22 protein-coding genes and 1 pseudogene are annotated in these 22,799 nt (G+C 65.9%); 14 read left to right on the top strand and 9 right to left on the bottom strand.

Translation table 11 applies throughout. The features are described from left to right. Positions 1–7 precede the first annotated feature (7 nt). From MRBLWH13_RS12840 to MRBLWH13_RS12825, 4 genes and pseudogenes are all read right to left on the bottom strand, one after another. A complete protein-coding gene (locus MRBLWH13_RS12840; RefSeq protein ID WP_341933407.1) occupies positions 8–1,192 on the bottom strand; it encodes a 4-hydroxybenzoate 3-monooxygenase in 1,185 nt (394 codons plus the stop codon). 53 nt (positions 1,193–1,245) lie between these two features. Next, on the bottom strand, positions 1,246–2,049 hold the full coding sequence (locus tag MRBLWH13_RS12835) for an IclR family transcriptional regulator (protein ID WP_341933408.1): 804 nt from the start codon (positions 2,047–2,049) through the stop codon (positions 1,246–1,248). An 81-nt stretch (positions 2,050–2,130) separates the two neighbouring features. After that, positions 2,131–3,019: pseudogene (locus MRBLWH13_RS12830) on the bottom strand (amidohydrolase family protein). 23 nt (positions 3,020–3,042) lie between these two features. After that, on the bottom strand, positions 3,043–4,476 hold the full coding sequence (locus MRBLWH13_RS12825; protein WP_341933409.1) for a gamma-aminobutyraldehyde dehydrogenase: 1,434 nt from the start codon (positions 4,474–4,476) through the stop codon (positions 3,043–3,045). 100 nt (positions 4,477–4,576) lie between these two features. Between MRBLWH13_RS12825 and MRBLWH13_RS12820 the strand changes: the two genes are divergently transcribed. From MRBLWH13_RS12820 to MRBLWH13_RS12810, 3 genes are read left to right on the top strand one after another with little or no spacing between them, the layout of a single operon-like run. Beyond that, complete coding sequence (locus MRBLWH13_RS12820) at positions 4,577–5,044, top strand: Lrp/AsnC family transcriptional regulator (RefSeq protein WP_341933410.1); 468 nt, start codon at positions 4,577–4,579, stop codon at positions 5,042–5,044. A 29-nt stretch (positions 5,045–5,073) separates the two neighbouring features. Next, the gene (locus MRBLWH13_RS12815) at positions 5,074–6,480 is read left to right on the top strand and encodes an FAD-dependent oxidoreductase (RefSeq protein WP_341933411.1); all 1,407 of its coding nucleotides are present in this window, start codon (positions 5,074–5,076) and stop codon (positions 6,478–6,480) included. Beyond that, the gene (locus MRBLWH13_RS12810) at positions 6,477–6,824 is read left to right on the top strand and encodes a cupin domain-containing protein (protein WP_341933412.1); all 348 of its coding nucleotides are present in this window, start codon (positions 6,477–6,479) and stop codon (positions 6,822–6,824) included. Before MRBLWH13_RS12815 ends, MRBLWH13_RS12810 begins: the two co-directional genes overlap by 4 nt. Positions 6,825–6,861: 37 nt before the next feature. Here the strand turns inward: MRBLWH13_RS12810 and MRBLWH13_RS12805 are convergent, their stop codons facing one another. Then, a complete protein-coding gene (locus tag MRBLWH13_RS12805; RefSeq protein WP_341933413.1) occupies positions 6,862–7,245 on the bottom strand; it encodes a MerR family transcriptional regulator in 384 nt (127 codons plus the stop codon). Positions 7,246–7,352: 107 nt separating this feature from the next. On the opposite strand from MRBLWH13_RS12805, the gene MRBLWH13_RS12800 reads away from it, so the two are divergent. Beyond that, positions 7,353–8,294 carry an aromatic alcohol reductase gene (locus tag MRBLWH13_RS12800; RefSeq protein WP_341933414.1) on the top strand — a complete coding sequence of 314 codons (942 nt, stop codon included), beginning with the start codon at positions 7,353–7,355 and terminating at the stop codon, positions 8,292–8,294. A gap of 29 nt (positions 8,295–8,323) precedes the next feature. On the opposite strand, the gene MRBLWH13_RS12795 is transcribed toward MRBLWH13_RS12800, so the two are convergent. Beyond that, on the bottom strand, positions 8,324–9,493 hold the full coding sequence (locus tag MRBLWH13_RS12795) for an MFS transporter (RefSeq protein ID WP_341933415.1): 1,170 nt from the start codon (positions 9,491–9,493) through the stop codon (positions 8,324–8,326). Further along, a complete protein-coding gene (locus MRBLWH13_RS12790; protein WP_341933416.1) occupies positions 9,493–10,149 on the bottom strand; it encodes a GntR family transcriptional regulator in 657 nt (218 codons plus the stop codon). Before MRBLWH13_RS12790 ends, MRBLWH13_RS12795 begins: the two co-directional genes overlap by 1 nt. Positions 10,150–10,287: 138 nt before the next feature. On the opposite strand from MRBLWH13_RS12790, the gene MRBLWH13_RS12785 reads away from it, so the two are divergent. Genes MRBLWH13_RS12785 through MRBLWH13_RS12770 form a run of 4 tightly spaced genes read left to right on the top strand, consistent with a single transcriptional unit; the run spans position 10,288 to position 14,499 of the window. Further along, complete coding sequence (locus tag MRBLWH13_RS12785) at positions 10,288–11,304, top strand: tripartite tricarboxylate transporter substrate binding protein (protein ID WP_341933417.1); 1,017 nt, start codon at positions 10,288–10,290, stop codon at positions 11,302–11,304. Beyond that, positions 11,301–11,792 carry a tripartite tricarboxylate transporter TctB family protein gene (locus MRBLWH13_RS12780; protein ID WP_341955359.1) on the top strand — a complete coding sequence of 164 codons (492 nt, stop codon included), beginning with the start codon at positions 11,301–11,303 and terminating at the stop codon, positions 11,790–11,792. The genes MRBLWH13_RS12785 and MRBLWH13_RS12780 overlap by 4 nt, the downstream gene beginning before the upstream one ends. A gap of 10 nt (positions 11,793–11,802) precedes the next feature. Continuing rightward, complete coding sequence (locus MRBLWH13_RS12775; RefSeq protein ID WP_341933419.1) at positions 11,803–13,425, top strand: tripartite tricarboxylate transporter permease; 1,623 nt, start codon at positions 11,803–11,805, stop codon at positions 13,423–13,425. Positions 13,426–13,434: 9 nt separating this feature from the next. Then, complete coding sequence (locus MRBLWH13_RS12770; RefSeq protein WP_341933420.1) at positions 13,435–14,499, top strand: isocitrate/isopropylmalate dehydrogenase family protein; 1,065 nt, start codon at positions 13,435–13,437, stop codon at positions 14,497–14,499. Between the two features lie 68 nt (positions 14,500–14,567). Here MRBLWH13_RS12770 and MRBLWH13_RS12765 read toward each other — a convergent pair whose 3' ends face one another. Beyond that, positions 14,568–15,641 carry an Ldh family oxidoreductase gene (locus MRBLWH13_RS12765; protein WP_341933421.1) on the bottom strand — a complete coding sequence of 358 codons (1,074 nt, stop codon included), beginning with the start codon at positions 15,639–15,641 and terminating at the stop codon, positions 14,568–14,570. Positions 15,642–15,736: 95 nt separating this feature from the next. Between MRBLWH13_RS12765 and MRBLWH13_RS12760 the strand changes: the two genes are divergently transcribed. Beyond that, on the top strand, positions 15,737–16,060 hold the full coding sequence (locus tag MRBLWH13_RS12760; RefSeq protein WP_341933422.1) for an antibiotic biosynthesis monooxygenase: 324 nt from the start codon (positions 15,737–15,739) through the stop codon (positions 16,058–16,060). Here MRBLWH13_RS12760 and MRBLWH13_RS12755 read toward each other — a convergent pair. Beyond that, on the bottom strand, positions 16,053–16,754 hold the full coding sequence (locus MRBLWH13_RS12755) for a GntR family transcriptional regulator (protein ID WP_341933423.1): 702 nt from the start codon (positions 16,752–16,754) through the stop codon (positions 16,053–16,055). The two genes, MRBLWH13_RS12760 and MRBLWH13_RS12755, sit on opposite strands and share 8 nt — an antisense overlap. Before the next feature lie 96 nt (positions 16,755–16,850). Between MRBLWH13_RS12755 and MRBLWH13_RS12750 the strand changes: the two genes are divergently transcribed. Genes MRBLWH13_RS12750 through MRBLWH13_RS12730 form a run of 5 tightly spaced genes read left to right on the top strand, consistent with a single transcriptional unit; the run spans position 16,851 to position 22,795 of the window. Then, positions 16,851–18,275, top strand: a complete 1,425-nt coding sequence (locus MRBLWH13_RS12750; protein ID WP_341933424.1) for an SLC13 family permease — start codon at positions 16,851–16,853, stop codon at positions 18,273–18,275. Between the two features lie 25 nt (positions 18,276–18,300). Beyond that, entirely contained in the window at positions 18,301–19,713 is a 1,413-nt protein-coding gene (locus tag MRBLWH13_RS12745; protein WP_341933425.1) for an NAD-dependent succinate-semialdehyde dehydrogenase, read from the top strand. Between the two features lie 4 nt (positions 19,714–19,717). After that, entirely contained in the window at positions 19,718–20,461 is a 744-nt protein-coding gene (locus MRBLWH13_RS12740; protein ID WP_341933426.1) for a cupin domain-containing protein, read from the top strand. Between the two features lie 21 nt (positions 20,462–20,482). Beyond that, entirely contained in the window at positions 20,483–21,322 is an 840-nt protein-coding gene (locus MRBLWH13_RS12735) for an aldolase/citrate lyase family protein (RefSeq protein WP_341933427.1), read from the top strand. Positions 21,323–21,382: 60 nt separating this feature from the next. Beyond that, entirely contained in the window at positions 21,383–22,795 is a 1,413-nt protein-coding gene (locus MRBLWH13_RS12730) for a glyceraldehyde-3-phosphate dehydrogenase (protein WP_341958309.1), read from the top strand. The last annotated feature ends 4 nt before the right edge of the window (positions 22,796–22,799 follow it).

The following is a 22,799-nucleotide window of genomic DNA, read 5'->3' as shown; positions in this document are numbered from 1 at the left end:
CACCCGCTCAGAGACCGGCGAGCGGCCATCCCGTATACGCCTCGGCGAGGTAGGTGCGTCCGGCCTCGGACTCCACGACCGTGCGCAGTTCGCCGAGTTGGCGCAGGCGGTCGAAGTCGGTCGCGTCCGGGGCGACATGCAGCAGGCTCGTCATCCACCACGAGAACTGCTGCGCTTTCCAGATGCGCTGTCGCGCGGTCTCGGGGAACGCCTCGATGAGACGGGAGTCGTTCTCGAGAAGCAGGGCGCGGAGCGCCTTCGCGAGGATGACCACGTCGGCGACCGCGAGGTTCATGCCCTTCGCCCCGCTGGGCGGCACGGTGTGGGCGGCGTCGCCGATGAGGGCGACGCGCCCCCTCAGCAGGTGGTGTGCCACGAAGCTGCGGAACCGCAGGATGTCGCGCTGGAAGATGCGGCCCTCGATGAGGGTGGTGCCGGGCACCCGCTTCTGCAGCTCCTCCCACAGCTGCGCTTCGCTGTAGGCCATGGGGTCGTCGTCGGGATCGCACTGGAAGTACATGCGCTGCACCGTGTCGCTGCGCTGGCTGATGAGCGCGAAGCCGTCGGGGGAGTTGGAGTAGATCAGCTCGTCCGCGCTCGGCGGTGCCTCGCAGAGAATGCCGAACCAGGCGAACGGGTACTCGCGGAAGTATCCGCCCGAGCGCGAGCCGGTGACGGCTGCGCGTGCGACGCTGCGCGAGCCATCCGCGCCCACGACGAAATCGGCCTCGATCTCGAACCGCTCGCCGGCCGCGTCCGTGGCGACGACACGAGGGCGGTCGCCCTCGGCATCCTCCACCGACTTCGCCGTGACCCCGAAGCGGAGGTCCTGACCGTCGGCGAGGCGCGCGGCGATGAGGTCCTTCAGTGCCTCGTGCTGCGGATACAGCCATACGGCACGTCCGGTCAGCCCCGCGAAGTCGATGCGGTGTCCTTCGCCCGCGAAGCGGAGCTCGATGCCCTCGTGACGGTGCCCCTCGGCGCGCGCCCGCGTCGAGGCGCCGGTCTGCTCGAAAAGCTCGACAGTGCCCTGCTCGAGGATCCCCGCGCGAATGGTCGACTCGATCTCCTCGCGGGTGCGGGAATCGATGACGATCGACTCGATCCCGGCGCTCGAGAGCAGGTGCGAGAGAAGGAGGCCTGCGGGGCCTGCGCCGATGATGGCGACCCGGGTGCGGCTGGGAGCGGGCATGTCGTCTCCTCTGACGTGATTCTCGAGGCCTGCGGGCCCGTCTCAGTCTCCAATCAGCGGGGCGCTACACCACCGAGATTCCCATTCAATGGGGATCCGATCGATCGCTGCCGATGAGCGCCGAGCGCGCGTTCGATGTCTCGCGCGGCTTGAATGATCGCCACCAACGGGCCTTCCGTAGGGGAGTCGCGGGGCAGGACCACCGAAAGCGCAGCGATGACACCGCGCTCGCCGCGGATGGGCACTGCGACACCTGTGGAGACCTCTTCGACGTAACCGGGAGCGATGCTGAACCCGACACTGCGGACCTCATTGAGCTTCCTCCGCAGGTCGGAACTCTCCGTGATCGTGCTTTTCGTCAGACGCTTCATCGGTAGGCTCAGAACCCGCTCCCGAGTCGCGCGATCTGCAAACGCGAGCAGAACCAATCCCGAGGATGATGCGTGCAGGGGAAGGCGGCCGGCGATCTTGGTGATGTTCGCTCCGGACTCGGGGCTACTGAGGCGTTCCAGGAACAGCGCCTCGTCGGCCTCCCTGACGGCGAGTTGGGTGTGCTCCCCGATCCGCGCCTGCACCCGCTCCATCGAGGGCAACGCAGCTTGACGCAGACGGAGCGCGTCGGACGACCGAGTCGCCAGCTCCCACAGGCGCACACCCACCCGCATGCCGTTGTGCTCGTCGCGTTCCAGCACACCGCTCTCGACCAGGTCGTTCACGATGCGATGGGCGGTCGAGCTCGGGAGGCCCGCTCGACGGCCGATCTCACTGCGCGTCTGGACCGTGCGAGTGGGTGTGAACGTGTCCAAGACACGGAGTACGCGGGCGACGACGGAATCGCCAGTCGAAGAATTCGCCATCAGCTTGATGAAGGCCTGGAATCCGATGACGAGGGAGAGCAGGAGGCGACGGTGGTGGTCATGGTGCTCCTTCCGACGGTGTCAGTCTGCGAGACCGAGTAGTCGCGCCGCGTTGTCCTTGAGGATCCCCGGCATCACCTCGGGCTTGAGCGAGGTCTTCTCGGCGTCCCTCATCCAGCGTTCGGGGGTGAGGAGCGGGAAGTCCGATCCGAACAGGATGCGGGAACGGAGAAGCGAGTTGGCATGACTCACGAGGTTCTCGGGGAAGTACTTGGGGCTCCAACCGGACAGGTCGATCCAGGTGTTGGGCTTGTGGGTCGCTACAGACAGCGCCTCGTCCTGCCAGGGCACGGACGGGTGGGCCATGATGATCTGTAGGTCGGGGGAAGTCCGCAGCCACCGGGTCGAGCAGCATCGGGTTCGAGAGCCCCAGGCGCAGACCGCGCCCTCCTCGGAGTCCGGCGCCGATGCCGGTTTGTCCCGTGTGGAAGAGGGCGATCACTCCGGCACCCTCAAGGAGCCTGTAAAGCGCGTGATGCGTTTCGTCGCTCGGATCGAATCCCTGCAGAGTGGGGTGGAACTTGAAGCCGCGCACACCGTAGTCGTCGATCAAACGGCGTGCGCGATCCACAGCCGCGGCGCCGAGGCGTGGATCGACCGATCCGAAAGGGATGAGGACGTCGTTGTTGTGCGCTGCGCCCTCGGCGATTTCCTCGCTGAAGATGCCTGTGTGTCCCAACTGCGTCGTCGCGCCGACCGTGAACACGACCGCTGCCATTCGGCGCTCCCGATAATACTTCGCAACCGAGTCGAGGTCCGGGCGCGGGCCGTCAATAGAGAAGTACTCCGATGCGGCACTCGAGAGGTCATCAGGCAGCGAGGTGCGTCCGTGTCTGTCGACCTCGATGTGCACATGCACGTCGATCGCGGAGATCGTCTCGAGGTCGATGGCTGGCTCGTAACGAATCATGATCGTCTGGCGGCGGGTCGCGCTCAGTCGAGCGCGGTCATGACGTGCTTGATGCGGGTGTAGTCGTCGAAGCCGTATTGCGAGAGGTCCTTGCCGTAGCCCGAGTGCTTGAAGCCGCCGTGCGGCATGTCGGACACGAACGGGATGTGGGTGTTGATCCACACGCACCCGAAGTCGAGGTCGCGGGAGAAGCGCATCGCCCTGGTGTGGTCACGCGTCCACACCGACGAGGCCAGAGCGTAGGGGACGTCGTTCGCCATCGCCAGCGCCTCCTCGTCGGTGTCGAAGGCCTGCACGGTGAGCACCGGTCCGAAGATCTCGCTCTGCACGGCCTCGTCGTCCTGGTGCAGACCCGAGACGATGGTGGCCTCGAAGAAGTAGCCCGCGTCTCCCTGGTGACGCCCGCCGGTCTCGATCGTGGCGTGAGGCGGCAGCCGGTCGACGAAGCCCTGCACCTGGGCGAGCTGGGCCGCGCTGCTGAGGGGCCCGTACAGGACTCCCTCCTCATGCGGTGCACCGGTGCGGGCATCCGTTTTCGTCTTCTCGACCAGCGCCGCGACGAACTCGTCGTGCACAGAGGAGTGCACGAGCACGCGGGTGGCGGCTGTGCAGTCCTGCCCGGCGTTGAAGAACGCGCCGGTGACGATGCCCGAGGCCGCCCTGTCGAGGTCGGCGTCGGGGAAGACGATCGCCGGCGCTTTGCCGCCGAGTTCGAGGTGCACGCGCTTCACGTCGGCGGCGGCCGAGCGGGCCACTGCCATGCCCGCCCGCACCGACCCGGTGATCGCGACCATCTGCGGCGTCGGATGCTCGACGAGCGCCACCCCGGTGTCGCGGTCGCCGAGCACGACGTTCAGAGTGCCGACGGGCGTGTGCACGGCCACGATCTCGGCGAGCAACAGCGTGGTCAGCGGGGTCGATTCGGCGGGCTTCAGCACCACGGTGTTGCCGGCGGCGAGCGCTGGCGCGATCTTCCACACCGCCATGTTGAGCGGGTAGTTCCACGGCGTGACCTGGCCGATGACGCCGATGGGCTCGCGGCGCACGAACGAGGTGTGGCCGGCGAGGTACTCGGCGGCGGCGCGGCCCTCGAGGCTGCGGGCGGCGCCGGCGAAGAACCGCAGCTGGTCGATGGACTGCAGGATCTCGTCGGCGACGAGGCTGGCCCGCGGCTTGCCGGTGTCCTTCGACTCCAGGTCGGCGAACTCCTCGGCGCGGGCCTGCATCTCGTCGGCGATGCGGAACAGGGCCAGCTGCCGGTCGGCCGGGGTCGTGTCGCGCCAGACGGGAAACGCGGCGGCGGCCGCGGCGTACGCGGCGTCGACGTCGGAGGCGTCCGACACGGGCAGCTCGCCGTACGTCTCCTCCGTCGCCGGGTCGATCAGCGGCATCCGCCCTGCGCCGTTCACGGGAACGCGTCGACCGCCGATGAAGTTCTGCAGGGATTCTGTGGCCATGACGGTCATAGTAGCCACAATATTGCGAATACGGAAGTTCTACAGGGGCTACGCAATGGAATCAGTTGCGAATGTTGGATGATGCTGTCAATATCATCACATGAGTGCCGCAACGAAACAGCCAGTCCTTGATGACATCTCGAAGCGGATCGTCGAGCTGCTGCAGGAGGACGGCCGGCGCCCCTACGCCGAGATCGGCCGCGAGGTCGGGCTCAGCGAGGCCGCGGCCCGGCAGCGCGTGCAGCGGATGACGGAGGCGGGCATCATCCAGATCGTCGCCGTCACCGACCCGATGCAGCTCGGCTTCAAGCGCATGTCGATGATCGGCATCCGCGTCACCGGCGACCCCCGTGCGGTCGCAGAGCAGCTGACGGAGATCACCGAACTCGCCTACGTGGTCGTGACCCTCGGCACCTACGACATCCTCGTCGAAGCGGTGTGCGAGAGCGACGCCCATCTGCTCGACCTCATCGCCACCCGCATCCGCACCATCCCCGGCGTCATCCACACCGAGAGCCTGCTCTACGCCGGCCTCTACAAAGACCTCTACAACTGGGGTACGCGCTGACCGCGCGGCCCGGAAACAAGGAGAGATTCATGGGAACCACCGTCTTCGAACGCCAGCGCCCCTCGGATGCCGTCATCGACGCGTCTCTGCAGGGGACGGCGCTGAGCGTCTTCTGGCTCGACGACGTCGAGCGGCCGACGCATCCGGCGCTCACCGGCCCGGTGTCCGCCGATCTCGTGATCGTCGGCGGCGGGTACGCAGGACTGTGGACCGCGGTGCGTGCGAAGGAGCGCGACCCGCAGCGCCGGGTCGTGCTGCTCGAGGCGTCGCGCATCGCGTGGGCGGCCTCCGGCCGCAACGGCGGCTTCTGCGAGGCGAGCCTCACGCACGGCCACGAGAACGGACTGACCCGCTGGCCGCAGGAGATTGACCGACTCGAGGAGCTCGGACTCGAGAACCTCGACGGCATCGCCCGGACCGTGGAGCGATACGGGATGGATGCCGACTTCGAACGCACCGGCGCGATCACGCTCGCCGTCGAACCTCATCAGGTCGACTGGCTCCGCGAGGAGGACGGCTTCCTCGACCGCGAGGCCGTGCAGGCCGAAGTGCATTCGCCGACCTTCCTCGCCGGCGCGTGGGACCGCGATGCCACGGCGCTCGTGCATCCCGCGAAGCTCGGCCTCGAGCTCGCGCGGGTCGCCGCCGACCTGGGCGTCGAGATCTTCGAGCACTCGCTCGTGCGAGGCATCGAGGGCGACGGCACGGGACCGATGACCGTCGTCACCCGCGACGGCGGACGCGTGATCGCCGACGACGTCGCGCTCGCCACGAACGTCTTCCCGTCGCTCCTCAGGCGCAATCGGCTCATGACCGTCCCCGTGTACGACTACGTGCTGATGAGCGAACCGCTGAGCGACGAACAGCTCACGTCGATCGGCTGGTCGAACCGCCAGGGCCTCGCAGACAGCGCCAACCAGTTCCACTACTACCGCCTCACCGCCGACAACCGGATCCTCTTCGGCGGCTACGACGCCGTGTACCACTTCGGCGGCAAGGTGCGCCCCGAGTACGAGGACCGGATGGAGAGCCACCGCAGACTCGCCTCGCACTTCTTCACGACGTTCCCGCAGCTCGAAGGGCTGCGCTTCACGCACCGCTGGGCGGGCGCCATCGACTCGTCGAGCCGGTTCTGCGCTTTCTTCGGCACCGCCCGCCGGGGACGGGTCGCCTACGCGACCGGCTTCACGGGGCTCGGCGTCGGCGCCGCCCGGTTCGCCGCCGACGTCATGCTCGACGAACTCTCGGGAGAGCAGACCGAACGCACGGAGCTGGCGATGGTGCGCGAGAAGCCCATCCCGTTCCCTCCGGAGCCCGCCGCCGCGATCGGCATCAACCTCGTGCGCGCCGCGATGGACCGCGCCGATCACAACGAGGGAAAGCGCAACCTCTTCCTCCGGACGCTCGACGCCGTCGGCATGGGATTCGACTCGTGAGCCTGCTCGCCGCCGGGGCGGGAGTGGATGCCGCGGCACTACCGCTCGTGCACGAGCCGCTGCCTGTCGACGAGGTAGTGCTCGGTCAGCCGACGACCGCCACGCGTGCGCTGGCTGCCCTCGGTGAGATCGAGGTCGGCATCTGGGAGATGACGCCCGGCACGGCATCGGACATCGAGGTCGACGAAGTTTTCGTCGTGCTGGCCGGTCATGCGCGCATCGACTTCGTCGAGCCTCCGCTCACCGCGATCGAAGTCGGTCCTGGATCGATCGTGTATCTGACCGAAGGGCAACGCACCGTGTGGACGGTCACCGAGACCCTGCGCAAGGTGTACATCTGCTGAGAGCATCATGCGGCTCGCATCTGCAGGATGATCTCCTTCATCGCGCGAAGGAGGCTAGCACGTCAGAATGTTCCGAGCTTCGAAGGTAGCGGATCACGGCATCGCGGCTCTTCTCCAAGCACGAGATGCGGTTCTCGACCACACGCAACTCCCGGGCCAGGTCCTCGGCTGACGCACGGCTGCACGAAACCGCCTGCTGTCGTTCGAGCGGTGCCTCGATATCCAGGACGATCTTGATCATGCGTGTCGAAAGACCGGCTTCAACCAGAGCCCGGACGTGGCGGGCATGCTCGACCTGCTCCTCCGAGTAGTCGCGATATCCATTCCCTGAGCGCGAGGCCGCGATGAGGCCTTGCTGCTCGTAGTACCGGAGCATCCTTGCAGGTGCCCCGACCTTGGCCGCGGCTTCGCTGATCTTCATGCTCACTCTCCTCTACCGATCCCGATTTGACCTTGACACTAGTGTCAAAGTTTACGCTCTGTGGATGCAGGCGCCTCGACACACGAGACGCAAGGAAAGGAGCATTGATGTCAGGACATGAGTGGGACGGCCAGTCCAGGAAAATTCTCGTAATCGGAGCAGGAGAGCTAGGCATGCCCGTGCTGCGGAACGTCATGCGCCGCGCCATGGGTGTCCCAGGCTCCTCGGTGGACGTTCTGCTCCGCTCCGCCACCATCGATTCCGGGGCACCGGCGAAGCAGCGCGATCTCGCCGAGATTCGCGATCTGGGGATAGGCATTGTTCCCGGCGACCTCGTGCAGAACACGATCGACGAGCTTGTGAGCATCTTCACCCGGTACGACACCGTCATCGGATGCACGGGGATCACCGCGGGCCTTGACGCTCCCATGAAGGTCGCCCGCGCGGCACTGGCGGCGAAAGTACCCCGGTACTTCCCTTGGCAGTTCGGCGTGGACTTCGATGTCATCGGTCGCGGCAGCCCACAGGATATCTTCGACTCGCAGCTCGATGTCCGAGACCTCCTGCGGTCGCAGGAAGAGACCGAGTGGGTGATCATTTCGACCGGCATGTTCATGAACTACCTCTTTGAGCCCGGCTCGGGGATGGTTGATCTACCCAGTCGTACCGTCAACGCGCTCGGGTCAGCAGAGACCGCCGTCACCGTGACGACGCCGGAGGATATCGGTGCGCTCACCGCAGAGATCCTCTTCGCTGAACCTCGAATTCAGAATGAGATCGTCTACGTCGCCGGCGACACCGTAACCTACGGAGAGGTCGCCGAGACGCTCGGGGACGCGCTCGGACATCCGTTCGCGCTGAGGGTGTGGTCGGAATCTCAGCTCATGGAGGAACTCGCCGACGACCCTCATGATATGACGCGGAAGTATCGTGCCGCCTTCGCGCAGGGGCGCGGTGTTGCCTGGGATAAGGCAACTACCTACAATGCCCGTCAGGAAATCAGGACGACAACGCTCCGCGAGTGGGTGAGGGCCAACCTCGTCCCCTGACCGGCGGCATACGCATCACGCTGGCGGAGCTAGGGGTCTTCATCGAAACGCACGGTCCCGATCAGCACCAAAGTGCCGACCAACAGCAAGCCCGTCACTCCCAGCACGGCGCCGGCGCTCGCGATGCTGCCGAGAGATCCGACTGCGGACGGGAGCACGACCTGGCTCAACCGGTTCCCGGCGAGGCGCACCGCAAGGGCTGTTCCCCGACGCCCGGGTGGGACCTGCTCCGTCACCCAGGACATGGTCAGCGGCTGTCCGACCCCGAGGCCGAGGCCGAGGGTGACCATCGTGGCGAAGATCGCCCACTCGGGCACGGGGGTGGCGAGGATCAGGAACGAGATGGCGGCCATGGCGATGCTTACCCCCATCAGCCGGGCTCGCCCGATGCGCGCGGCCGCACGACCGAGGAACAGTCTGGACGCCATCGACGCGACCGCCCGGATGGTGAGCAACGCGCCGACGGATGCGGCGGTCATCTCCCGTTCGACGCCCAGCGCCGGGATGTAGACCAGGGTGAGGTCCACGGCTGCGACGATGAGCGCGCTCGTGCCAATAGCACGGGCGACGCCTGGGGTTCGGAGGATCGACCACGTGTTGCCGTCGGTGGCACGGTTCAAGGGCTTCTCGGACTTCGCGTTACGCATCAGCGCACCGAAGACGACGAGCGCACCCGCGATGCACACTCCCGCGCTGAACAGGGCGTTCGTCGAAGGCGTAAGCCCGTGGCCCCCGACAAGCGGGATCAGCAACGGTCCGGCGGCCTGACCAAGCGAAGCCATGAACGTGTAGTAGCCGAACATCGAGTCCAGTCGCCCACCTCGCGAGGTGTGGGCAACCGCGCTCTGCTGGCCGACGATACACGCCAGGTGGCCGGCGCCGAGGACCGCTGTCGCGACTATCAGGCCAACGAGGTCGCCGCCCCAGAAGAGGAATGTCACTGCCGCACCAAGTGTGATGACGGATCCCATGAGGATCATCGGCCGAGAGCCGATGCGGTCAGCGAGAAGGCCCGCGGGTACGGCCAAGAGGAGAGGGAGCACGGCGAACGCTGCCCCGATCGCGCCGAGCGCCGCTGGCGGCGCCCCCAGCTCCAGCGCTCGATACGACGCGGTAGGACGGATGAGGAAGATGGCGGCCTGGATCAGCGCCGAATGCAGCAGAAGCGACGCGAGCGACAGACGCCCGAACGGCTTCATCAATCCAGATTCGCGCCGATAGCGCGCAGCGCCTCGTCCCGCGCGTCAATCACGTGCTGGAAGGCCATTCGGCGGGCGCCTTCGACATCGCCGTCAGCTACAAGCCGTACCAGTGCACGATGCTGTTCAAGAGCGGACTGCCGTCGGGCTGCGCTGTGGTTGGTGAACCGGCGATAACGCTCCATCTGGCTGGAGACCTGGGCGTGAAGGCGCACCGCCCAGTCATTGCCGGCGATGTCGGCAAGGGCACTGTGCAGCGCCTGGCCGTATCGCATGGCGTCGTCCGGAAAATCGACCATCGCGGCGTTACGGGCAACGATCCCTTCCAACTCTTCGATATCGGCAGCCGTCGCACGGGACGCTGCTTCGCCAGCCATCAACAACTCGAGGGATGCGCGAACGTCATACAGCTCTGAGATCTCGGTCTGGTTCAGCTGCGGCACCACGAGCCCGCCAGTGGGGAGGCGTTCGAGCAGGCTCTCCGACACGAGTTGCCTCACGGCCTCACGCAGCGGCGTGCGACTCACCCCCAAAGACGTCGCCAGGCTCTCCTCCGAGAGTCGGGAGCCGGGCTGCAATTCGAGTGTGAGCACCTTGCGACGAAGCTCCGAGTACGCCAGATGACTACCCGAGCCCCGCATCGTTGCGTTCGCCATGTCCACCTCCGCCGTCAGCATACTTGTACCAGTTGCATAGTTGTATACAGATGTACGAAGTGCTACGTTTCCGACAACGCAGATCGCGTCGGCGCCGCAAAGTAGCGGCACGCACTGCGCACACAGCGGAGATCAATGATGATGCTCACCCGAAAGAGAAGTGTCCGTCTCGCCCTCGCGGCAGTCGCCCTTACCGCCGTCCTTGGCGCAACCGCCTGCTCGGCCAGCAACAGCGGCGGCGCGGGAGGCGGGGGAGCCCCCGACATCCTGCGCCAAGGCGTATCCATCGACGCGCCGTCCGGTCCTGGCAGCGGCTACGACCAGACCGCCCGCGCCATCGAGGCCACGCTCAAGGGCGAAGACCTCGTCTCCCGCGTCCAGGTCTCCAACACGGAAGGCGCCGGCGGCACCGTGGCACTGGCGGAGTTCGTGACCAAGACCGATCCGGATGAACTGATGATCGGCGGACTGTCGCTCGTCGGCGCCACCATCACGAACAACGCCCCGAACACGCTCGAAGAGCTGACGCCCATCGCCCGCCTCATCGGCGAGTACGACGTCATCGTCGTGCCGGCCGCAAGCCCGCACGAGACGCTTCAAGACTTCTTCGACGCGCTGGCGGACGACCCGGGCAAGAACCCCATCGCCATCGGCAACCAGGGCGGGTATGACCACATGTGGGGCGGCATGCTCGCTCAGGACGCAGGCCTCGAGGCCACGGACGTGAACTTCGTCACGTTCTCCGGTGGCGGGGAAGCGCTCATCGCTCTTCTCGGGAACCAGGTCGCGGCGGGCATCTCCGGTTACGGCGAGTTCGCCGACGCCATCGAGAATGGCGACCTTCGCATCCTCGCGACGGCGTCCGCCGAGCCGCTGGAGATCGCACCTGACGCTCCCACCATCGCTGACGCCGGTTACCCCGACTCCGCCCTTGTGAACTGGCGTGGAGTCTTCGCCCCTCCTGGGATCAGCGACGAGGACCGCGCGACGCTCGAGGCGCTGTTCGAAGACGTCGTGAAGTCCGACAGCTGGAAAGAGGTCCTCGAGACCAACGGCTGGAGCGACGAGTGGCTGGGCAGTGACGACTTCGGTACCGAGCTGACGTCCGTCCAGGAGCAGACACAGCAGCTGCTGGCGGACCTCGGGCTGGTATGAAGCTCTCGATTCAGAGCAAGGGGGAGCTCGCGTTCGCCGGGCTCCTCCTTGTCCTCGGCATCTTCGTTCTCATCGAGACGGCGGCGATTCCGATCCCTGTTGCCGCGAGCAACGTCGGCCCCCGGTTCATGCCGTACTTCGCCGGCGGCCTGCTCACGGTCGCTGCAGCCTGGACTCTGCTCGGGATCCTGCGTGGCCGCTCCGCGTCCCCGGAAGAGTCCGAGCTCGCCGACCCGACGCAGAAGTTCCACTTCGGTCGCGTCGCGCTCCTGGTCGCCTCGGTCATCGCCTTCGGCGTCCTGCTGGACCCGCTCGGCTACCTCATCGCTGCGCCGCTGTGCATGTTCGGCCTGCTGCTGACCTTCGGTGCTCGGCGCTGGTGGCTCATGACCGTCGTCTCCGTCGTTCTCCCCGTGCTCATCTTCCTTCTGTTCACCGAGGTGCTGGGTATCTACCTACCCCTCGGACCGTTCGAAGGCCTCTTCTGAAAGTCCCATCATGGAAGGCTTGCAAGGACTCATCGACGGCTTCGCCGTCGCGCTGACTCCGGGGAACCTGCTCTTCGCATTCCTCGGCGTCCTCGCGGGAACCTTCGTCGGTGTTCTCCCCGGCATCGGACCCGCGCTCACCATCGCTCTGCTCCTGCCCCTGACCTATACGGTCGCCCCGGAAGCGGCGTTCATCATGTTCGCTGGCATCTATTACGGCGCGATGTACGGTGGCTCAACCACATCCATCCTCCTGAACACTCCAGGCGAGTCCGGGTCGATGATGACAGCCGTCGAAGGCAACAAGATGGCAAGGACCGGGCGCGCGGCAGCAGCCCTCGCGACTGCCGCCATCGGATCGTTCGTCGCTGGAACCATCGCCACCGTTTTGCTCGCGTTCGTCGCCCCCTACGTCGTCGATGTCGCGATCCTCCTCGGCCCAGCGGACTATCTCGCCCTCATCGTGGTCGCGTTCATGACGGTCGGAGCGCTCCTGGGAGCCTCGCCCGCCCGCGGATTTGTCAGTGTCAGCATCGGTCTGGTCATCGGCCTCATCGGCTTCGACGCTCAGAGCGGCGTCGCACGGTTCACCTTCGGGATCCCTCGCCTACTCGATGGCGTCAGCTCCATCGTCATCATCGTCGGACTCTTCGCGCTCGGTGAAGCGGTCTACCTCGCGGCCAAGATGCGCAAGGGCAAGCCGCAGATCATGGCCATCAACAAGGGCAAGCACTGGATGACCCGCGAAGACTGGAAGCGCTCCTGGCCTGCGTGGCTCCGCGGCACGCTCATCGGCTGGCCCCTCGGCGCAGTCCCGGTCGGAGGGTCCGAGGTCCCGACCTTCCTGTCGTACGCGGCAGAGAAGCGCCTTTCCCGGCACAAGGAGGAGTTCGGACACGGTGCCATCGAGGGTGTCGCCGGCCCCGAGGCGGCCAACAATGCCAATGCCGCAGGTGCTCTCATGCCGCTGCTCGCGCTCGGGCTGCCGACAACAGCCACGGCCGCGGTGATCCTCGTTGCGTTCCAGCAGTACGGCATCCAGCCGGGGCCGCGACTGCTGGAGACGCAGCCCGAGCTCGTCTGGGGTCTTGTCGCAGCGCTCCTCATCGGAAACCTGATGCTCCTCATCATCAACCTCCCGCTCGTCGGGCTCTGGGTGAAGGTGCTCCGGATCCCGACTCCGTACCTCTACGCGGGGATCATCATCTTCGCCCTGCTCGGTGCGTACAGCCTCAAAGGGTCCGTGTTCGACGTCTTCGTCCTCTTGGTCGTCGGCATCCTGGGCTACTTCATGCGGCAGTATGGCTTCCCCATCGCACCACTCATCATCGGTGTGATCCTCGGCCCGGTCGCTGAGCAGCAGCTTCGACGTGCATTGGCGATCTCGGACGGCGACGCACTCGCGCTCATCCACTCGCCGTTCTCCATCGCCTGCTACGTGCTCGTCATCCTCGTCGCCATCGTTCCCTTCTTCCTGAAGCGCTGGGAGCGCCGCACCGCGGCCGAGGTCGGTCTGGATGAGGTCGACGCGGGCTTCGCCACCTCCACGCTTCGCACCGTCGACAAGCGCACCGCCCGCCGCGAGGCGAAGGTGGCTGCCAAGGCGTCCGCCGGCGACAAGACCACCCCCTGAGAGGACCCCATGCACATCCTTGTACTGCCCGGAGACGGCATCGGGCCAGAGATCACCGAGTCCACCCTCGAAGTGCTCCGCGCCGTCGAGCGCACCCACGACGTGACCTTCGAGATCGAAAGCGCCGACATCGGCCTGAAGAGCCTCGCGGAGGTCGGCACGACGTTGCCGGCCGACGTCCTCAAGCGAGTTCCCCAAGCGGACGGAGTCATCCTCGGCCCGGTATCGCACTACGAGTACCCGGCCAAGCACGAGGGCGGATTCAACCCCTCGGCGGAACTCCGCGTGCAGTTCGATCTGTTCGCCAATGTCCGGCCGTGCCGGTCGCGAGCGGACATGAGCATTCTGCGGACGCCGATGGACCTAGTCCTCGTGCGCGAGAACACCGAGGGGTTCTACTCCGACAGGAACATGTTCGCCGGATCCGGCGAATTCATGCCCGATCCCGACAGCGCCTTCAGCATCCGGAAGGTGACGGCGCGTGCATCGTCACGCGTTGCACGTGCGGCGTTCGAGATCGCTCAACGCCGCAACAACAAGGTCACGGCCGTCCACAAGGCCAACGTCGTGAAGCTCTCCGACGGGCTGTTCCTCCGCGAGGTTCGCAAGGTCGCTGAGGAGTACCCGGACGTCGAGCTCACTGAACTCATCGTCGATGCGGCGGCCGCGGCGCTCATCAAGCGGCCCGACCACTTCGACGTCATCGTGACGACGAACATGTTCGGCGACATTCTCTCGGATGAAGCGTCCGAACTGTCCGGCAGCCTGGGCCTGGGTGGTTCCCTGAACGTGGGCGACGACATCGCCGTCGCGCAGGCGCAGCACGGCTCCGCGCCCGATATCGCGGGTCGCGGAATCGCCAACCCGACTTCGCTCATCCTGTCCGCGGCGATGCTTCTGGACTGGCGCGGCAGACAGGACGGCTCGGTTGCACTGCAGGATGCCGCGGGGGCCATTGAGGCCGCTGTGGATCGTGTGCTCAGCAACCCGCAGACGCGTACGGGCGACATCGGCGGAGCACTCGGTACTGCGGAGTTCACCCGCCATGTCGTCGAGGCGTTGTCGCACCGTTGACCACTCCGAACATAACGTGGGCCCCTCGCCAGGGAGTGCGAGGGGCCCACGAGTGTGGGTGCGGAGAACTACAGGGTGAACTCCACTCCCTGCTCGTCCGCAATGAGCTGCAGGTCCAGGATCGTCTGCTCCGGAAGCTGCAGACCGCCGGCCTCTGCCACCCGAGCAGCAGAGCGGTCCTCCACTTCGCCGGGGTAGAAGATCTCGTTCGCGTCCTGCGCGAGCGGAGTGCTCTTCACCTCGTCGACGAGGTGGGAGACGCGCTCTGCATATCCCTCGGGGTCACCGGTAGCGTTCACGTCGATGGCGAGGAAGAGGTGGCCGGCGCCGCTGGCCTTGTCCGCCTCGTACGGGCCGTGCACTCCGGTGCCGACGGCGCTGCCCGTCAGGGCGCCCGACAGCACATCCATCATGAAGGTGATGGCGTAACCCTTGTGCGCGGCCATCGGCAAGATGACACCGTGGACTGCCTCGGCCGCATCGGTGGTCCGTGCGCCGTCCTCGGTGAGTGCCCAACTGTCGGGGATGAGTTCGCCCTTCTGGCGGGCGAGGTAGATCTTCCCGCGCGCCACAGCGGTGTTGGCGATGTCTACGGCGACGACGCGGTCACCGTAGGGCGCTGCGATAGACCAGGGGTTGGTGCCCAGACGCTTCTCGCGACCGCCCCATGGGGCCATGGCAGGCGAGGCGTTCGTCGTGAGGATCGCTGCGCAGCCGTCGGCGGCGGCGCGGCGGGTGAAGTACATCGCGGTGCCGAAGTGGTTGGAGTTTCGCACGCCGACCGCACCGATGCCGTGCTCTCGAGCGCGGCGCACCGCTTCGATCCGCGCGTGCTCGGTCAGCACCTGTCCGATGCCGTCGTGGCCGTCGTAGATGGCGAGGGCTCCGGTGTCAATAACGGTGGACGGTGCGGTCACCGTCTTCATCGCTCCGGTGCGCAATCGCTCGAGATACCAGGGCAGACGCAGCACGCCGTGCGACTGATGGCCCCACTCGTCGGCCGCGACCAAGCTATCTGCGACCAAAGCGGCATCGGCATCGGGTACGCCCTGCGACGTGAGGATTCGCGTTGCGAAGGTCCGAAGCGAAGACGGGGACACCAACTGAGTGGGTGCCGCGTCGAGGGAAGGCTGAGCGTCCATTGGTCTGCCCGTCCGATCAGTCAGGATGAGATGTGTACACCTACAGGTATACACTACCTACGGAAAGTTCGCATCACGAGGTTTGAGGAGTTGCCATGCACTCGGTTTGGGTGGAAGTACAGGTCATCGAGGGGAAGCTCGATGAGTTCCGTGCTGCAATCGCTGCGAACGCGGATGCCACCGTCCGCGATGAGCCGGGCTGCTACTACTTCGACGTCATCGAGCTCGACGCAGCCGAGCAGCGGTTCGCCTTCTATGAGATCTACCGCGACAGGGACGCGTTCGTCGTCGAGCACCGGTCCGCGGCGCACTACGCGGCGTGGAAGCAGGCGGTCGCTGAGACCATCGTTCCTGGGTCTCAGACCATCACTGAAGGGCGACGTTTGTTCGGCGCCTCGGAGACTGTTCCGTCTAGGTGACGAGGAGCTCGCCGGCGTCGCCGGTCATCAGCTGACGGAAGATTGCCTGGTCGACGTGGTTGAGGTGAGTGGTCATCGCCTCAGCCGCGGCGTCGGCGTTGCCGTCGACGATGGCATGGCACATATTCATGTGCTCGGCGACGGATTCCTGCAGGCGCGAGAGGTCTCCATGCGCGATATATCGCAGTCTCGCGCTATGAGGCCGCAGGTCCACGATGGAGCGTCCGAGGTACTCGTTCGGCGTATTCACCGCGATGAGCCGGTCGAACTCCGCCGCAGCGTCGCGGAAACGCGCCGCGAACTCGGGGGAGTACTCGACGCCTCGGATGGAAGCGAACGCATCGAGCACGCGGAGGAAGGCCTCTCGGAGCGAGGGGTTATCCGCAGCCTTCTGAGTGACCATCCGCACCGCGATGGGCTCGACGATGCGACGGAAGTCGAAAAGCGCCCGTGCGCTCCGCAGGGAAATGCGGGACACCGTAGGTGCTCGACGGGGAGCGAGGTCCACGAGCCCCTCAGCGGCGAGGCGCCGGATCGCCTCGCGGACAGGCGTGCGAGACGCTCCGGTGTACGCGACCAGTTCGATCTCCGACAGCGTCTGACCTGGCGCGAGCACGCCGGTCTCGATGTCGGAGCGCAACTGCGCATACGCGCGCTCTGCTTTGCCGCGCCAGACGCTGTCCTCGGAGCTCATGAATCCATCCTAGTTTACAAACAGGTATACCTGCATGTATAACTGTATGGACGCGCTCGACTGCGCAAGGTTCCCCTCTATGCAAAAGGAGCGACGATGCTCGTGATACTCGGCTTCCTGATGATCGCCGTGTTCATGTACCTGGTGATGGCCAAGAAGGCCACGCCGGTTGCAACCCTGATCCTGGTTCCCATCATCTTTGGCCTCTTCACGGGAGCTGGCCTCGGCCTCAGCGACATGATCGTCGAGTCGTTCCTCAAGCTCGCACCGACCGCAGGGCTTCTGTTCTTCGCCATCATCTTCTTCGGCACAATGATTGACGTCGGGCTGTTCGACCCGCTCATCAAACTGATTCTGAAGTTCGTCGGCAATCACCCCACCCGCCTCGTTGTGGGCACGGCGCTGCTGACTTCCATCGTGTCGCTGGACGGGGACGGTTCGACGACCTTCATCATCGTGACCTCGGCGTTCTTGCCGATCTACCTGCGACTCGGTATGAGCCCGGTGATCCTCACAGTGGTGGCGGCGATGTCCAATGGTGTCCTCAACACCGTCCCGTGGGGTGGATCCACCGCGCGCGCCGCAGCAGCACTGAACGTGTCGCCCATCGACATCTTCGTTCCGATGATCCCGTCCATCATCGCGGGTCTCGCAACGGTGATCATCATCGCCTACTTCCTCGGACGGCGTGAGACGAAGCGCATCGGCGAGCTCGTGCTGACCGAGTCGCCCGGCTTCCTCAAGAAGGCGGATATCGGGGTGGAGCTGAAGCACTCCTCGGCCGACCGCGCAACGCGCAAGGCCGCGGCGAACGGTGGCGACTGGGACTCGTCCGTCGTGCTGACCAACAACTTCGCCGTTCCGACCAACGAGGACGGGACGCAGCTGCTTGACCGACCGAACGCACGTCCGCGTCTGATCTGGTTCAACCTGATCCTCACCCTTGCAGTCATGACCGTCCTCGTGATGGATGTCACCGAGCCCGTCGTCATCTTCATGATTGCCGCGGCAACCGCGCTGGTCGTGAACTTCCCCCGTGTGCAGGAGCAGTCCGCACAGCTCAAGGCGCACGCCTCGTCGGTCATCTCCGTCGTCGGCATGGTGTTCGCGGCCTCGGTCCTCACCGGCATCATGAGCGGCACCGGAATGGTCGAGGCGATGGCCGGTTGGCTCGTTGACATCATCCCGCCGGCGCTGGGGCCGTTCATGGCGACTATCGCTGGAATCCTCAGTATTCCACTGACCTTCATCATGACCAACGACGCGTACTACTTCGGTGTTCTGCCGATTCTCGCTGAGACGGCGACCCACTTCGGCATTGAGCCGGTCGAGATGGCACGCGCATCTCTGGTGGGTCAGGCACTGCACCAGTCGAGCCCCCTGGTGGCGTCGTTCCTTCTTCTCATCGGTCTGGCCAACGTCAACCTCGGCGAGCACTTCAAGAAGGTCATCTGGCGCGGCACCATCGTCGCCCTGGTGATGCTCGTCGTCGGCGGCCTGTTCGCTTACCCCCTGTTCTGACGCTCGTTCTAAGAAAGGCACAATCATGGTCATCAGTTCGGTCAACCCGGCAACGGAAGAGACTGTCGCCACGTTCGAGCTTCACACGCCCGAGCAGCTCGAGCAGAAGCTCGACGCGGCCGTCGCCGCGCAGAAGAGCTGGCGTCGCACGTCCATCGAGGACCGCACCGCGCTGCTCCGTCGCATCGCAGAGGTGCTGCGCGAAGGCAAGGAAGAGTACGCGCAGATCATCACCCGGGAGATGGGCAAGCCCATCGTCGAGGCCCGCGCCGAGGTCGAGAAGTGCGCCGTCACCCTCGACTACTACGCCGAGCAGGCGCCGAAGTTCCTCGCGAACGAGCGCATCGCCTCGAACGCCACTGAGAGCGCGGTCGTCTTCGACCCGCTCGGTGTGGTCCTCGCCATCATGCCGTGGAACTACCCGTTCTGGCAGTTCTTCCGGTTCGCCGCTCCCGCCCTCGCTGCCGGTAACGCACCGTTCCTGAAACACGCGAACAACGTGCCGGCGGCCGCTGTCGCCGTGGAAGAGATCGTGCGCAAAGCCGGCGCGCCTGAGGGCCTCTGCACCACGGTGCTCATCGAGTCGAACCGCGTCGCCGCCCTCATTGAAGACGACCGCATCGCCGCCGTGACCCTCACCGGTTCGACCGAGGTCGGTCGCATCGTCGCCTCCCAGGCGGGCAAGGCCCTGAAGAAGCAGGTGCTCGAGCTCGGCGGGTCCGACCCGTTCATCGTTCTCGAAGGCGCCGACATCGCCGAGGCTGCGAAGGTTGCGGTCAAGGCGCGCTTCACCAACGTCGGACAGAGCTGCGTGAACGCCAAGCGCTTCATCGTCGAGGACGCTGTTGCCGACGAGTTCGTGGCAGCATTCGTCGAGCACGCCGCAGCGCTGAAGATCGGTGACCCGTTCGAGGATGACACCAACATCGGGCCGATGGCCCGCGGCAACCTCCGCGACGAGCTCCACGACCAGGTTCTGCGCACACTCGAGCACGGACGCACCGTCCTCAAGCTCGGTGGCGCACCGCTTGACGGCCCCGGCTACTTCTACCCGCCGACCGTCATCGACTACGTTGAGCCGGGGGACACCGCGTTCGAAGAGGAGACCTTCGGCCCCGTCGCCGCCATCATCCGCGCGAAGAACGCGGACCACGCCGTCGAACTGGCAAACGACACCGAGTTTGGTCTGGGCGCGGCGCTGTGGACCCAGGACCTCGACCTTGCTCGTAAGCTGACGCGACAGATCGACGCCGGCGCCGTGTTCGTCAACGGCATGGTGGCCTCCGACGCCCGCCTGCCTTTCGGTGGCATCAAGGCATCGGGATACGGCCGCGAGCTCGGCGACTACGGGCTGCGCGAGTTCGTGAACATCAAGACGGTGTGGATCGGACCGGCGAAGACCCCGGCTCCGACGGTCGCCGAGAAGATCGGCGAGTGACCCGATGACCGCTACGAACGACATCACCTCCCAGCCCACGCACGTCTTCCGCCCGGACGAGCTCCCCTCGAAGAACCGTGGAGGAGGGGCGAAGACGGTTCCACTGGTCACCGCCTCCCGGGGCGGCACGACCTACCTCAACGGCGTGACCATATTCGAGCCCGGCGCGGCCATCGGACACCACATCCACAACGTGGCCGAGTCCGTCATGGTCATCAAGGGCACCGCCGTCGTCGACATCAACGGCGAACGCACCGCCCTGAACACGTACGACACCACCTTCGTGCCCGCGAACATTCCCCACCACTTCGAGAACTCCTCGGAAACGGAGGAGATGCGGATCCTGTGGACCTATGGATCGCTCGACGCGACCCGCACGCTCACGGAGTCCGGAGAGTACGGACGTGTCGACGCCGAGTCGGCAGACGCCGCAGCGGGCGCAGTGCGAATCGTGACGGAGATGGCCACCATCACCGTCATCGACGGGCACCAGCAGCAGTTCGAGGAGGCCGTCGCGCAGGCGGCGCCGCTGTTCCAGCGGGCGCACGGAGCCCGCACGTTCCGGCTCGAATCGTCCGAGGAGAAGCCGACCGTGTACCGCCTCTTCGTCGGCTGGGAGTCCATCGACGACCACATGGTCACCTTCCGCGAATCGGGTGCGTTCCTGGCGTGGCGCGAACTCATCGGCCCGCACGTCGATGGCACCCCGCAGGTCGAGCACCTTCGCAACGTCCTCGCCGCCTTCTGATCCCGACCTCTGACGACGCTCATGACTGACATTCTCGACAGCACCTCTCTCGGCAGCGACCTCGCCCGATCCTGGCTCCTTGTCTCCGCGCGGGACACTGGCAGGTTCCAGGTCGCTGCCGAGGGCGACGCTGACGAGATCGTCCTCGACATCGAGGACGCCGTCGATGAGTCGTTCAAGGACGACGCGCGTCAGGATGTCGCCAGCTGGCTCTCGGACAACAGCGCCTGGGTGCGCATCAACAATCACGAGAGCCCGTTCTGGGCCGACGACGTCGCGGAGCTGAAAGGTTTCCGAGGGCTCCGCGGCGTCGTCCTCGCGAAAGTCGAGTCGGCCACGGCTGTGACGGAGACATTCATAGGTCTCGGCGGGGAGACGCCCGTCATCGCCCTCATCGAGTCCGCACTCGGCATCGAAGAGGCAGTCGGCATCGCACGGGCCGAAGGCGCGGCCCGACTCGCCTTCGGCAGCGGCGACTACCGCCGCGACACGGGAGCCAGCGCCGACGACCTCGCCATGGCCTATCCGCGGTCTCGCCTGGTCATCGCATCCCGCATCGGTGGGCTACCAGGCCCCATCGACGGTCCCACTGTCACCCCGGGACACGCGCCCCTGCGCGAGCAATCCGCGGTCGGAGTGGCACTCGGGATGACGGGCAAGCTCTGCCTCTCTGATGCGCAGCCCACCGTCGTCAACGAGGCCTTCAGCCCCTCGCGCTCCGACGTGATCTGGGCCCGCGACTTTCTCGCCGACTTCGATGACCGGGGAGGTGTCGTCCGCGACGGCAGCGACCTTCCGCGCCTCGGACGCGCGCAACGCATCAGAGAACTCGCACACGCCTTCCGCCTCAGCATCGACTGACGCCAAACCGAGAGAACAGCCGTGACCGAATCCGCCTTCGACTCCCACCGCGACAGCTGGGTGCGTCGCGAAGAGCTCGCCGAGAACCTCATTCCCCTCATCGGGAAGCTGTACCGGGACCACGGAGTGGTGACATCCATCCACGGTCACCACCTCATCAACCTCTCCGCCACCGGGGTCATCGCCGCGCACGACCGAGCGGCCGACATGGGCCACCCCGCCATCGCTCTGGAGCAGACTGCCTCCGTCCTCGAGGCTCTCCTCGCCGCAGCACCGGCGCCGTCCTCGATAGACATCGCCCGTGTCGCCGCCGCAGTCGCGGCGTCTGAGGCTGACGTCCTCAGTGCGCTGTTCGCTGAGATCCCTGACACCGAAGCCGGAAGCACGGACGTTGTCCTCTACGGATTCGGCCGAATCGGCAGACTGCTCGCCCGCATCCTCATCGCCCAGGCCGGCAACGGACACGGACTGCGGCTTCGCGCCATCGTCGTGCGCCGCGGATCGGGCAACGACCTCGACAAGCGCGCCAGCCTCCTCTTGCGCGACTCCGTCCACGGCCCGTTCTCCGGGTCCGTCTCCGTAGACCACGAGGCCAACGTCCTCATCGCCAATGGTGTGCGCGTGCAGGTCATCTACTCCGACGACCCCGCCGCCACCGACTACACCAGCTACGGCATCCACGACGCGGTCGTCGTGGATAACACCGGCCGCTGGCGTGACGAAGAGGGCCTGATGCAGCATCTCCGCAGTCCCGGCGTATCCCGGGTTCTGCTCACTGCGCCCGGCAAGACCCCGTTGAAGAACATCGTCCACGGCATCAACGACGACACGATCCACTCCACCGACCGGATCCTGTCCGCAGCGTCCTGCACGACGAACGCCATCACCCCTGTGCTGAAAGCGCTCGACGATGCCTACGGTGTCGCGCGTGGCCACGTCGAGACCGTCCACTCGTTCACGAACGACCAGAACCTCATCGACAACTTCCACAAGGGCGACCGACGAGGACGTTCCGCGGTGCTGAACATGGTCATCACCGAGACGGGCGCCGCGAAGGCTGTCGCGAAAGCACTTCCTCAGCTGGAAGGAAAGCTCACCGGCTCCAGCATCCGTGTGCCCACTCCAGATGTGTCCCTCGCCATCCTCAACCTCACGCTGCAGCGTGCGGTCACTCGCGACGAGGTCAACGACTACCTGCGCCGAGTGTCATTGCACTCGCCCCTGCGCCAGCAGATCGACTACGTCGAATCGCCGGAGATCGTGTCGACCGACTTCGTCGGCTCCCACCGCGCCGGCATCGTCGACGGGCTCGCGACCGTCGCTGACGGAGTCAACCTCACCCTCTACGTCTGGTACGACAACGAATACGGCTACAGCTGCCAGGTCGTGCGCGTCCTCGAACGTATGGCCGGCATCCATCCCATCGTGATCCCCGCGCGCGAGCGCGTGCTGGCCGAGACCCTCCCCGCATAGTCGC

Source organism: Microbacterium sp. LWH13-1.2 (assembly GCF_038397735.1).
In the GTDB taxonomy this organism is placed as follows: domain Bacteria; phylum Actinomycetota; class Actinomycetes; order Actinomycetales; family Microbacteriaceae; genus Microbacterium.
This window is presented reverse-complemented; position numbering and strand designations above follow the sequence as displayed.

Excerpts from the sequence above, each read along its gene's own strand:
- MRBLWH13_RS12780 (WP_341955359.1), top strand. The coding sequence starts at position 11,301 with ATGAAGCTCTCGATTCAGAGCAAGGGGGAGCTCGCGTTCGCCGGGCTC.
- MRBLWH13_RS12740 (WP_341933426.1), top strand. The coding sequence starts at position 19,718 with ATGACCGCTACGAACGACATCACCTCCCAGCCCACGCACGTCTTCCGC.
- MRBLWH13_RS12795 (WP_341933415.1), bottom strand. The coding sequence starts at position 9,493 with ATGAAGCCGTTCGGGCGTCTGTCGCTCGCGTCGCTTCTGCTGCATTCG.
- MRBLWH13_RS12770 (WP_341933420.1), top strand. The coding sequence starts at position 13,435 with ATGCACATCCTTGTACTGCCCGGAGACGGCATCGGGCCAGAGATCACC.
- MRBLWH13_RS12790 (WP_341933416.1), bottom strand. The coding sequence starts at position 10,149 with ATGGCGAACGCAACGATGCGGGGCTCGGGTAGTCATCTGGCGTACTCG.
- MRBLWH13_RS12800 (WP_341933414.1), top strand. The coding sequence starts at position 7,353 with ATGTCAGGACATGAGTGGGACGGCCAGTCCAGGAAAATTCTCGTAATC.
- MRBLWH13_RS12760 (WP_341933422.1), top strand. The coding sequence starts at position 15,737 with ATGCACTCGGTTTGGGTGGAAGTACAGGTCATCGAGGGGAAGCTCGAT.
- MRBLWH13_RS12820 (WP_341933410.1), top strand. The coding sequence starts at position 4,577 with ATGAGTGCCGCAACGAAACAGCCAGTCCTTGATGACATCTCGAAGCGG.
- MRBLWH13_RS12745 (WP_341933425.1), top strand. The coding sequence starts at position 18,301 with ATGGTCATCAGTTCGGTCAACCCGGCAACGGAAGAGACTGTCGCCACG.
- MRBLWH13_RS12765 (WP_341933421.1), bottom strand. The coding sequence starts at position 15,641 with ATGGACGCTCAGCCTTCCCTCGACGCGGCACCCACTCAGTTGGTGTCC.
- MRBLWH13_RS12825 (WP_341933409.1), bottom strand. The coding sequence starts at position 4,476 with ATGGCCACAGAATCCCTGCAGAACTTCATCGGCGGTCGACGCGTTCCC.
- MRBLWH13_RS12840 (WP_341933407.1), bottom strand. The coding sequence starts at position 1,192 with ATGCCCGCTCCCAGCCGCACCCGGGTCGCCATCATCGGCGCAGGCCCC.
- MRBLWH13_RS12735 (WP_341933427.1), top strand. The coding sequence starts at position 20,483 with ATGACTGACATTCTCGACAGCACCTCTCTCGGCAGCGACCTCGCCCGA.
- MRBLWH13_RS12835 (WP_341933408.1), bottom strand. The coding sequence starts at position 2,049 with ATGGCGAATTCTTCGACTGGCGATTCCGTCGTCGCCCGCGTACTCCGT.
- MRBLWH13_RS12750 (WP_341933424.1), top strand. The coding sequence starts at position 16,851 with ATGCTCGTGATACTCGGCTTCCTGATGATCGCCGTGTTCATGTACCTG.
- MRBLWH13_RS12775 (WP_341933419.1), top strand. The coding sequence starts at position 11,803 with ATGGAAGGCTTGCAAGGACTCATCGACGGCTTCGCCGTCGCGCTGACT.
- MRBLWH13_RS12785 (WP_341933417.1), top strand. The coding sequence starts at position 10,288 with ATGATGCTCACCCGAAAGAGAAGTGTCCGTCTCGCCCTCGCGGCAGTC.
- MRBLWH13_RS12805 (WP_341933413.1), bottom strand. The coding sequence starts at position 7,245 with ATGAAGATCAGCGAAGCCGCGGCCAAGGTCGGGGCACCTGCAAGGATG.
- MRBLWH13_RS12755 (WP_341933423.1), bottom strand. The coding sequence starts at position 16,754 with ATGAGCTCCGAGGACAGCGTCTGGCGCGGCAAAGCAGAGCGCGCGTAT.
- MRBLWH13_RS12815 (WP_341933411.1), top strand. The coding sequence starts at position 5,074 with ATGGGAACCACCGTCTTCGAACGCCAGCGCCCCTCGGATGCCGTCATC.